We start from the raw sequence: 10743 nt of genomic DNA, 5'->3' as shown, positions 1-10743 counted from the left end.
TTGGAGTCGGTGGCGCCGGGGAAAGTGACACTAAAACTGGAATCGGGGGGTTTCGAGCCGGGCTGGTTTAGGGTTTGACCTGCGGAAACACCCTATTTTGGAGCGAAACATCCGAGATGCGTTTCGGCATGTTCGATTCCTGTCCCGTGTCGAGGGCGTCAACGGCGGAAGGTGTTCGCGGGCAGTGTAATCGCCCGAGGCGCACCGGCGACACAGTCCGAGGAGAGTTTTTTGCCCGCGGGCGATATCGCCCAGGTGGCCGCGGGTTCGCTCAGCCGACGCGCTGAGCGGCCATGAACCTCGGCAACGGCCGGGCATGCGCGCTCGGACCGACCACGAGCCGGGGCCGGTGCGCTCGCTCGACGGGCTGTTCGTGCGGCGCCAGCGCCCGCATGAGGGGCACCAGCAGCTCGGCGATCCGATCGCCCACCTCGCAGAACGCGGCTTCGGACAGCCCCACCGGGTCGGCGATGTTCTCCCGCCCCACCAGCGACAGATCATTGCGCGCGGCGTGCAGTGCCGCGATGGTGCGCGCCCCGGTCACCTTGGCGATCCGGTGCGCCTGGGGCAGCGTGAACGTCCGCGCCCCCGCCCCGTAGTCGACCGCGATCTGGTCACGGATCTGCTCGGTCATGGCGAGCACCAGATCCGCGCGGTCCACATGGGTGGCGGCGAGCCTGCGCGCCCGGAATCCCTCCGGATCGCCGCCCAGCCCCCGCAGCGTCTGCGCCGCCAGCGGCTCGATGGGAAACCCGACCAGCGCGCGCGTCCCCGCGCTCTCGGCGGTGAGCCCCGGCAGCCGGTAGTCGATGGCGATCGCCCGGGTGAGCCGCTCGGCGATGGCCGATCGGCAGACATTGCCATTGCAGACGAACAGGACGTGCATGCGTACACGGTAAAGCGGGTTTGGCGGCCGCATAAGCTGGGTAAACCCGAATTCCGGGTACGTGAGGACATATTCATCCCGGTGTTGCGTGCCGTACACGAAGCACCTCCGATCATTCAGTCGGTAACTCCGTGGATGTCACCGAGCGGGCGTGCGACCGCCTGCGGTGTGCTGTCGGCTCCCCTCGCGAACTACCGCATCGGCCGATGCTCCTCCGCCGAAACGAGACCGGCCCCCGGCGCGTGGTGCGCCGGGGGCCGACAACGGTTCACTTCACGGCTGTGCCCGAGTCCCGGACCGAGGGCCGCTCCTCTTGTGTGCTCAGGGCACGTACCCGACCAGAGCTTCGCTGATACGCCGCGCCGCAGCACACGGTTCCTCGGGTGCGGTGGGCGTCAGATTCCGCGTGACGAACGCGACGTGGCCGTCCTGCACCGGAATGCCGACATAGCACCCGATGTGGTTCGAGTCCTGGGCCGCACGATACTGGTAGCCCGATCGGCCGCCGACCGACAGCGAGCTGAAATCCACGTAATCGAAGCTCTGCCGGACTTCCTCCAGTGTCTGCCGGGTCGACGAGATCGTGAATTCGGATTCGCCGGTCAGGGACTGCCAACGACAGTGCGTGTCGGTCACGCCGCCGGAATCGGTGAGCATCTGTCGGCTGTCGGGACGGAATCCCAACTGCGTGATGTCGGCATCGGATATCCGACACGGATCCCACACGGCGACACCGCACTCGGTCGCACCACCACAGGTGTCCGTGCCACCGGGCGCCGGAGCCGGATCGCTCGTGACACCACACGGCGTCGCCCCACAGGTGTCGGTGCCGCCGGGCTGTTCCCCGCCGGGTTGCCCCGTGTCCACTCCACCGCCCGGGTCACCCTGAGCTCCGCCCGGATCGGCCGACGCCGCCGTGGTGGTCGGGGAGGCCGTCTTCGAGACGCTGCTCAGGGCAGCGGTCGTGGTGCCGGAACCTGTCGTGTCGGAGTTCTGTTCGTCGGCCGTGCACGCGGTCACGATCAGTACCGGCACCACTATGCCGAGCATCAGTCCGATACTCGCGCGCCATCGTCGCCTCTCGCCTGATATCTGCATGATCTGACCTTCTCCCCTGTCCAGTACCCACTGTCACTCCTGAAATAGACAGGCGCGCAATGGGATTTCCGATATCGGTTGACTGTCGGTTCCCCGCGAGCAGGTCACGAACACTCACGTTCACTGTCGCGGGGCGCCCCAGGCGCGTTACAGCACGACGATTCGGTCTTCCGGCGGCCAGGCCGGGCGCAGCACCGCGGAGGGGCTCGACGTCGAGGGCTTGCTACCGTTATCGCCAACGGTGACGGCGCCTACGTTCGGCCACGCGGCGCAGTCGGCACTGGAGGGCTTCTTTCGGATAGGGTTTTGAGGTTGTCGCTCTTGGCGTTTGGCGCGGTCAACTGGTGTCGGACGTCGCGCAGAACCTGCCGCGGTGGATCGCCGCGATTGAGATAGACGGCTACTCCTGTGCGGTCGATCGATTTATGCAAACCTGGACAGGTGTCTGTTCAATCGGTGAATGTAGATGATATCGTTACGTGCCAGTCGGGCCTCCGGTCGTATATTGATTCATGCGTCGGATGCCTTCCATGAGGTCGGCAGGTTTATACGCGGCATGGAGGTTCTTCGCGGCTGAAGACGGTAGCCCGCTTCAAGGGTTGGAGTGACCGATCGCGCCAAAGGAGTGTTCACCTAGTCGAACGCACCCGGAAAGACGTTATCCCACTATCTGGGTAAGAGTAAAGTCCACGGCGATTCCATGATGCAGACGCATCTGGTTTCAAACATTCCGACCAGGCTCGGGGGCGATAATTCATCAGACCATTGAGCGCACGAAATCGGTTCGATTCGATGGCGGATCGATGCGCAGGCTCGAGCACTCCGAGGTGCCGCCATCGGCGGGGAAGGGATTCGGACTCATGAAAGTTGTTTCTCGCGGTCGAGAATCAGCCCGGGCCCGAGTGCGGAAGTGGTGGATAAAATGACGGCGGAGAATTGGATCGACCTCGGTACTCTGATCGTTGCGACGGGTACTCTGCTCGTTACAATTGCAGCGGTAATCGTAGCATATCGCAGCCTTGGAGCTGCATATAGAAGCTATAGAAGCCAGCGAGACGCGGCAAACCGTCAACAAGTAGTTCAACAAGAAATAGCGCGCCGCGAACAAGAAACGGTGCACCGGGAGCGTGAGCGTGGAAAGTTGCACGAACTCGAATTATCTTGGTTCGTGGGCGACCTCAACAGGCATCGACTGAATGCTGAACGCATACTGACGTCGGTGGATCCAAAGTGGACCTTCGCCGACCTCTTCGAGAAGGAGATCAATGGCGCACGGATCATCAACTCGGACGAATACGATTCCGTATCCGCCGTGCTGCGCTTCTTCTATCTGATCGACTCTTGGAGGGCGCAGGGATATATAAGCGAAAAGGATGCAGTCGCAGTGTTCGGCCGATCGTATGTATGGTGGTACTGGAATCATATATATAAAAGATCTGGGAGAATCGAGAAAGATCCGACATGGCACTTTCTGGTCAAGAAGCATGAATGGCTTGACAAGGGGTTCCGTGATCAGGATCCGGCCTTATATGACAAGATGCGAAATCCCCCCGCCTCATGATCCGTCGGGCCCTTCCCGCAGTATTCGTCGACGGCATGCATTAAATGTAGTAATCTTTCTGGACATCATCCGTCACGAATAGTATTCGAGTCGGACTTGCGCCGTCTGGCGGGTACCCCTCATGCGTCCCGAGGTCTTGACTGTGATCAGAGCTTGTCAGCCAACGGAAGGTGGCTCGCTATACGAACACAAGTGCAACGTGCTGCGGTTCATGCAGAACTCTTCGAACGACAGAGTGGATGCGGCACCGGATAGGTCGTTGATGCCGTTATCTCGCAGATCGGCGTACTACTCCCGTAATTGGGTGGGAGTCTGTGACGGCCGGTGTCGAGTGCTCCGCCATTCGAACCGTTGTGAGGGAGTGACTACGCGTGTTCGCGCTCGGTTGGATACATCAGTTGTCCCCGACCCCGGAATGGGATGCCGCGCAAGTGCGTCGGCTCGCCCGTCGGCTGGGGTATACGGTGCGGTGGGCTGACGGTTTATCGGTGCTGGGGTTGGCGGAGCAGGCCGAGTCGTGTGGTGCCGAGATCGTGGTGATGCCGTCTACCGCCATGTCGATGCGATGACGATGGATCGAGTGATGGCGGTCGCCGATATCGAATGTGCGGCGCCGCGTGCTTCGTTCGCGCGATGGACGCGTCTCGGCGGTGCGCGGTGATGAGTGGACGGCAGTGCGGACTGGTGTTCGTGGTGGTGTTGCCGCTGGTGGTGGTCGTGGCGATGATCTTCCGGCCTAGCGATTACGATGATCCGCCACGTTGAGAGCGCTTGCTCGACGCGCGCGGGCAGGCCTGCCCGCGCCGACGGCTGTCGAGTTTCACGGACCGGTGAGCGGGATGCGGGCGATCGTCTCCCACCGGTACTCGTGCCCGTGCCGCTCGAGCGCCACCATGCCGACTTCCGAGACCGACACACTCACATGGTCCAGTCGAGTATCCGCGGCTTCGGCCGCCGCCGCGGCTTCGGTGGTCAGCTCTTCATAGATCGGGTATGCGATGGTCACATGTGGTGCGGAGGTCGTGTTTCTCACCGCGGCGTCGGGGAGTATGGACGATGTCGCCGCGCGGAGGCCGTCGCGTAGTGCGGTCACCCGGTTACTGGGTTCGACGATGATCGCAATCGTGCCCCGCATATTGGTCAACTGCCGGATCGTCAATGCGAACGGGGACTGTCGTGCGCAAGCATGAACGGCGACTTCGGCGATTCGGGCACGTTGCTCCGAAGTACTGCCGCCATCGCGGGTGATTCTGTCGAGCGTGAGGTGCAATCCGTCGTCCGGGGTGATTGCAAAAAGGCTTTCGTCGAGGCCTTCCTGGCAATCCCGTGCGGCTGAGTGTAGTGCGGCCGCGTGCTCGAAGGTGAGTAACCGGTAGTAGCCGAGTGGGCCGGCTCGTTCCTCGCGCGGCAGCAGATCACGCACCTGTACCACCGGTACCCGCCGCGCCGAGCATGTCGCGAATCGCGTTCAGCTGGGGCGACTCGCCCCACCGTGCCGCAGCATCGTGAACGAATTCCGCACCTCGGTCCCGCACTGGGGTCATCAACGTGCCACGTGATGGGGCGAGTGCCTGGTGCACCATCTCCATCGCAGCGTCGAAATCCCCGTCCGGGGCTCAGGGCATGTGCCCTGCCATGTCGATCTGTACCTTCGGATTCAGCCGATGGCAGCGAACCAGACGGGGACGAGTCACCGGAGGGGTGCAATGAATGGGAAGTGGGCTCAGCCTGGCTCGAGCGGCTCCGCCTGCTGCCCTGCGGCCGGTTCCGCCTTCGCCATGCCGCTTCATCCTCCGCCACGATCTGTTCGAATCGGGCGCGGTCGTGTCCGCTGTCGTTCGCAGTGTGAACGTCGTGTCGAGAATCGACTGGGTACTCGAGCGCGGAGTGACCGCGCCCGAGGCCAGCGCGCCAGTTGTTGACGGTTGTCGTTCCTACCCCAGCAGGCTTGCGAAGTCCCGCACCGATCGCCTCATCGCCTCTTGAAGCGCGGTGGCCTCGAATCCTGTCCATGCCTGACCCCTGACCATCGTCTCACCCACGATTCGTGTTCAGACTGCGGAGGAGCCACTGTATCTGGGCCAGGGACAGGTGGTGTCCGTACACTGGTCAGCGGTCCGGTTGCTGGGACCCATGTACACGAGCCTTGCTGCCAAGAAGTATGTTCGCTCGGCTCTGAGAACCTAGCGACCCGTATGATGGCCGCTATGAGCTTCGCGCCGGTCGGCATGTGTATGCGCCTGACGGATGATGCGCTATGAGGATCCGTGCTCTGCAGCACGGGGAGCTGATATCGAGCAAACTTGCCGGGACAGTGTATCTGACGCCCCAATACTGGGACGACTGGTTCAAATTCGAGACGTTGTTCGCTGTGGACTACATCGACGAGAGTTGGCAAAGGCACGATATCGGCCTGACCAAGATCGGACGGTTCGGGTTACGACCAGGCCCATCGGGAAGCGGTGGCGACGGAGTGCGGACGCCCAACTTGCCTGCCAGCTTCCAAACTTTGGGTAAGGAATTCTTCTCGTTGGGACAGGACCCATCGTTCTACCTGAACTTGACCGCGATCGGCGCCGATTTCCGTGAGCGATTTTTGCAGGCGCTCAATGACCTCGCCTATGACACGGAGCTTCTCGAGCGTGCGCAACGCGAAGAAGTCACTCGTGTGTCGCTGTTGCGGGATGTACCGCTGCCGAGCGTGCGTGGGCAACTGGCCCGGTTGGCGCGTGGCGGAGAGCGCCTGACCCGCTACCGTTTTCCGTTGTGCGCCCGCGCGAAGGACATCAGTCCGATAACCCTGGACATTGACGTTGACCCTGATTCGAGCCCGCCGAGCAACCTCCATGTTCTGATCGGCAGAAACGGTGTCGGAAAGAGTACGTACCTGTTTAACCTCGCCAATACCTTGGTGCAGCAGTCCCGTACCAAGGACGGAGGCAGCGATATCGCAGTGACGCAGCTATCGAACGTGGTCTCGGTGTCCTTCAGTGCCTTCGACGCATTCGAACCTGTCGCTCCCCGCCAGGACCGCACCGAGGGATTGACCTACCACTATGTTGGACTGAAACACATTCGCGAAGAAGGCGTTGCTCCAGAAGGGGGCGGTACGGCATTTGGTGTGTCAGCCCAGACCAAAGATAACGCAGAGCTTGAGCTGGAGATGGCGTCCTCCACGCAGGTGTGTCTGCAAGGCGCGCGACGGGACCGCTGGCTGGCCGCGTTGAGGCTCCTCGAAGCTGATCCGATCTTCGCAGAGGCCGGTCTGTCGGAACTAATTGAGACGGGCGACGAGTCCGATGACTACATCGTCGACGAGGTGAGAATATTATTCGGGCGGTTTAGCTCCGGGCACAAGATTGTTCTTCTGACGATAACTCGATTGGTAGAGACTGTGGAGGAGAAAAGTCTGGTCCTTCTGGATGAGCCCGAAGCGCACCTACATCCGCCGCTGCTATCGGCATTCATCCGATCGGTGAGCAACCTCCTAAACGACCGTAATGGTATCGCGGTTATCGCTACGCACTCACCGGTTGTACTGCAAGAGGTGCCGCGCTCATGCGCCTGGCAATTGCAGCGATCGGGGACCGAAGCCACGGTGAGGCGACTGCGCATCGAAACATTCGGTGAGAATGTCGGCACCCTCACTGATGAAGTGTTCGGCCTCGAGGTCACCTCTACGGGCTTCCATTACCTGCTTCAAAAGGCCGCAGCCAGCCACTCGGGCTACGAAGAAGCTCTGGAATCATTCGGGCGGCAACTCGGCGCTGAAGGCCGGGCTATTCTCCGCGCGATGACAAAAATGCACCGGGGTCATGTGGAGTCTTGAACCTCCCAAGGTCACAGTTCATGAGACTGCCTCGACCTGCGCGGAACAGATTGCGAACCAGGGCTTAGCGGAGCGCGTACTCGCTGCCCGTGCGCAGCTCACCGATAACAGTGCCAAGCTGCAGTACGCTGCCCGCAGCGATCAGCTGTACCTTATTGATCGCACGATGTGCGCGGTCGCCGAACTCGACGACGACGAACTTACCGACCTCTACACGAACCACCTGTCGAGGAAGCGTAAACGTGCACGCGAGCACTACGACGCGATCATGTCTGGCGCCCTGGACGGCCTGTGCAGCTACTGCCAATACGGAATAGCGAAGCAACTCGATCACTTCGTGCCCAAGACACGCGTTCCTGGGCTCGCTATCGACCCGTGGAATCTGGTTCCGAGCTGTGCGGACTGCAACCACCGGCTGCGCAACACCTACGCCAGCTCTCCCGAGGGGCAGCTGCTGCACCCCTATGCGATGCCGGTGGTGGGGCGGTGGCTCCACGCCCACGTGCCCATCGAACAGTTGCCCGTCAACGTCGAGTTCTTCGCTGATCCGGACGCCGTGCTCGATGACGGACTGCAGAAGCGGATTCGGAACCAGTTTGAGGTCCTGGGCCTGGCGGAACTGTACGCAACGGTAGTGAGTCGAGAGCTCACCACAGCAACCCGAAGACTCGTCCGCCTGTTCAGCGACGCCGAGACAAGCGTGATACGTGCCCATCTGCGTGAAGCAGCAGTAGAGCGAGGCATGCCCGATCCCAATGCTCACGTTGCAGTCATGTACGAGGCATTGAGTGAAAGTGATTGGTACTGCACCGAAGGATTTCGAGCTGAGGAATGCTAACGATAGTAATACGGACTGCTGTGCCGGGCCACGGCCGACGGGGGTCCGCCGATTTGCCCTCAGCTCGACGCAATCCGCGAACTTGAGACGAGCTGGCGATCATCCGACACCCCGTGAAGTTCCTGTAGAGGACTCTGCGCAGCATCAGTCAACCGGGCGTCGATCACGAGCCCCAGCAGACTACTGCTAGCCAGATGGATTCCGACGACCGACGCAATTGCGACGCTAATGGCTGACGGACTGTTTGCAAGATCGCTGGATGTTCGATTTAGCAGAGGAAGCTGGGCGGCCTGTAAGAGCTCCTAACAGGATCTGCCGAGTGGCGACGAATGGGGCTGTAGTGCAGCATGTTCCGCTGTGGCAGCAGCACCCTGGATCGTGGACGACGAGTTGTGTGCGGTTATCGAGCCGCTACCACCGGAGCGGCCGGCAGGGACACCAGGACCGGCGCAGATGGACCCTCGACTGGTGCTACAGGGCATCTTGTTCGTGCTGTTCACCGGCATCGGGTGGGAAGACCTACCCCCGGAACTCGGCTTCGGATCCGGAATGACCTGCTGGTGCCGGTTGCGGGGCTGGCAGGCCGCCGATGTTCGAGAAGATGCATCAGGAGATGTTGGCCCGCAGTCACGCTGCGGGGCTGATCGATTTCGACCGCGTCATGGTCGACGGCTCTCACATCCGGGCGAAAAAGGGGGCGCCGCGACCGGCCCGTCCCCGGTCGACCGCGCCAAAACGGGCTCGAAGCACCACGTCCTGACCTGCGCCAACGGGTTCCCGCTCGCGGTGACCTTGTCCGCGGCCAACGTCAACGATCACCTGCTGCCCGAACTCCTCGACCGCGTCCGCCCCCTGCGCGGACGCTGCGGCCCGCCGCGCCACCGGATCAAAACTCTGATCGCGGACAAGGGTTACGACTATCCCCGCGTCTACGAGGAACTGCGGCAATGTCGCATCACCGGCCACATCCCACGACCAGGAACCCGCGACAAGGTGACCGCGGGACGCTGGATCGTCGAACAAACCCTCGCCTTGCTCCATCAGTTCCGCCGCCTGGCCACCCGATGGGAACGCCGCACCGACATCCACCACGGGCTCCTCCACCTCGCCGCCGCGCTCATCTGCTGGCGACGGGTCGGCAACCGAACCGGATAGGGAGCTCTAAGGGGCCGCAGTCTAAGGAGCGCGGCCGCGTCGTGGGCCATCAGCGCGGAGCGTGAACATCAAGGTCGTTCAAGGATGCACGAGGCACCGGCTCCCACCATAATTTGACGCTGTCGCGAGAAGTGGGCGAGGGGCTTGGACTGCAGTGGCCTGCTTGAGGTGAGAGAACATCAGTGCGTCGGCGAAAACGCCGCCGACCGTGGTGCCGAGTGTGGGACTCGAACCCACACGTCCTTTCGGACAACGGTTTTTGAGACCGTCGCGTCTGCCAGTTCCGCCAACCCGGCGCACCGAGTGAGAACTATAGCGGGTCGGCGGCCGATCGCCGAAAACGGGGCGGGTGGCGCCGATCGGTGGGGACTTTGCGCAGGGTATATGCGTTGTGCGGGCCTCGCAACGGTAGTCTTTACATCACTCGACACCCTGTCGGGCGGGAGAGGCCGAATGCCGGTGTCGCCGCGCCGCGTGGGTGGTCGGGACAGGCGTCGGGACGGCAGAGGGGTCGAGGTATGAGCACTACAGCTGGGGATGCCGGCGCGCAGGACGCCGGGGTGAAGAAGTCTGCCGGTGCGAAGCGGGTTGTCGTGGCCGAGGACGAGGCGCTCATCCGGATGGACCTGGTCGAGATGCTGACCGAGGAGGGCTACGAGGTCGTCGGCGAGGCGGGTGACGGGCAGCAGGCGGTGGATCTGGCGGTGGAGCACCGGCCGGATCTGGTGATCATGGACGTGAAGATGCCGCGCCGCGACGGGATCGACGCCGCCGCCGAGATCGCGTCGAAACGTGTTGCGCCCGTGGTGATCCTGACCGCGTTCAGTCAGCGCGACCTGGTCGAGCGGGCCCGCGACGCGGGGGCGATGGCGTACCTGGTCAAGCCGTTCACCAAGTCGGATCTGGTGCCCGCGATCGAGTTGGCGGCGAGCCGTTTCCACGAGATCACGGCGCTCGAGAGCGAGGTCGCCAATCTGTCCGAGCGGCTGGAGACGCGCAAGCTGGTCGAGCGCGCCAAGGGTGTGCTGATGCAGACGCAGGGGTTGTCGGAACCGCAGGCGTTCAAATGGATTCAGCGCACCGCGATGGACCGGCGTACGACGATGAAAGCGGTTGCCGAGGTCGTGCTGGAGAACCTCGCGCCCAAGTGAGCTGGGGTGTTGCCGTGTGCGGGGTGATCCCGGAAAGAATTAACGCACCGGAAACACAATCACCGGAAAGAATTCGGCTCGTCGTCGTCTGCATGTGCCCATTGCCGTGCGGATCGCCCGTACCGACGCTATGTTTCTGTCCGGGCCGACATTGGTCGGCCTCCTCGGTGACCCGGGGGAGCTCAGGACGTAGAGGTGAGACGTGCGCAGTTCGACTTGGTTGGG

The 10743-nt window shown here is 62.4% G+C and carries 8 protein-coding genes and 1 tRNA gene; 5 read left to right on the top strand and 4 right to left on the bottom strand.

What is annotated here, in order from left to right; translation table 11 throughout:
- Positions 1-271: 271 nt before the first annotated feature.
- Both IU449_RS25765 and IU449_RS25760 read right to left on the bottom strand, forming a co-directional pair.
- Positions 272-886, bottom strand: coding sequence for a protein tyrosine phosphatase (locus tag IU449_RS25765; protein ID WP_067864615.1), 615 nt, complete (start codon positions 884-886; stop codon positions 272-274).
- Positions 887-1207: 321 nt separating this feature from the next.
- The gene (locus IU449_RS25760) at positions 1208-1936 is read right to left on the bottom strand and encodes a DUF3558 family protein (RefSeq protein ID WP_195004744.1); all 729 of its coding nucleotides are present in this window, start codon (positions 1934-1936) and stop codon (positions 1208-1210) included.
- A 970-nt stretch (positions 1937-2906) separates the two neighbouring features.
- Here IU449_RS25760 and IU449_RS25755 point away from each other — a divergent pair.
- Complete coding sequence (locus IU449_RS25755) at positions 2907-3545, top strand: hypothetical protein (RefSeq protein WP_195004743.1); 639 nt, start codon at positions 2907-2909, stop codon at positions 3543-3545.
- A gap of 820 nt (positions 3546-4365) precedes the next feature.
- On the opposite strand, the gene IU449_RS25750 is transcribed toward IU449_RS25755, so the two are convergent.
- Entirely contained in the window at positions 4366-4968 is a 603-nt protein-coding gene (locus IU449_RS25750; protein WP_195004742.1) for a 2'-5' RNA ligase family protein, read from the bottom strand.
- A gap of 834 nt (positions 4969-5802) precedes the next feature.
- Between IU449_RS25750 and IU449_RS25745 the strand changes: the two genes are divergently transcribed.
- From IU449_RS25745 to IU449_RS25735, 3 genes are all read left to right on the top strand, one after another.
- Positions 5803-7374, top strand: a complete 1572-nt coding sequence (locus IU449_RS25745; RefSeq protein ID WP_195004741.1) for an AAA family ATPase — start codon at positions 5803-5805, stop codon at positions 7372-7374.
- Complete coding sequence (locus tag IU449_RS25740; RefSeq protein ID WP_195004740.1) at positions 7361-8212, top strand: HNH endonuclease; 852 nt, start codon at positions 7361-7363, stop codon at positions 8210-8212. Before IU449_RS25745 ends, IU449_RS25740 begins: the two co-directional genes overlap by 14 nt.
- 357 nt (positions 8213-8569) lie before the next feature.
- On the top strand, positions 8570-9367 hold the full coding sequence (locus tag IU449_RS25735) for an IS5 family transposase (RefSeq protein ID WP_324188439.1): 798 nt from the start codon (positions 8570-8572) through the stop codon (positions 9365-9367).
- Positions 9368-9576: 209 nt separating this feature from the next.
- Here the strand turns inward: IU449_RS25735 and IU449_RS25730 are convergent.
- Positions 9577-9663 (bottom strand) — tRNA-Leu (locus IU449_RS25730).
- 222 nt (positions 9664-9885) lie between these two features.
- Between IU449_RS25730 and IU449_RS25725 the strand changes: the two genes are divergently transcribed.
- Positions 9886-10518 (top strand): ANTAR domain-containing response regulator, encoded by a 633-nt coding sequence (locus tag IU449_RS25725; RefSeq protein ID WP_195004739.1) that lies wholly within the window; start codon positions 9886-9888, stop codon positions 10516-10518.
- Positions 10519-10743 lie beyond the last annotated feature (225 nt).

The sequence above is a fragment of the Nocardia higoensis genome (genome assembly GCF_015477835.1).
Lineage (GTDB): Bacteria > Actinomycetota > Actinomycetes > Mycobacteriales > Mycobacteriaceae > Nocardia > Nocardia higoensis_A.
The sequence above is the reverse complement of the archived record's forward strand: the minus strand, read 5'-3'. Positions and strand labels throughout refer to the sequence as shown.

Coding starts and splice junctions, on each gene's coding strand:
- IU449_RS25740 (WP_195004740.1), top strand. CDS start 7,361: ATGTGGAGTCTTGAACCTCCCAAGGTCACAGTTCATGAGACTGCCTCG.
- IU449_RS25745 (WP_195004741.1), top strand. CDS start 5,803: ATGAGGATCCGTGCTCTGCAGCACGGGGAGCTGATATCGAGCAAACTT.
- IU449_RS25755 (WP_195004743.1), top strand. CDS start 2,907: ATGACGGCGGAGAATTGGATCGACCTCGGTACTCTGATCGTTGCGACG.
- IU449_RS25760 (WP_195004744.1), bottom strand. CDS start 1,936: ATGCTCGGCATAGTGGTGCCGGTACTGATCGTGACCGCGTGCACGGCC.
- IU449_RS25725 (WP_195004739.1), top strand. CDS start 9,886: ATGAGCACTACAGCTGGGGATGCCGGCGCGCAGGACGCCGGGGTGAAG.
- IU449_RS25765 (WP_067864615.1), bottom strand. CDS start 886: ATGCACGTCCTGTTCGTCTGCAATGGCAATGTCTGCCGATCGGCCATC.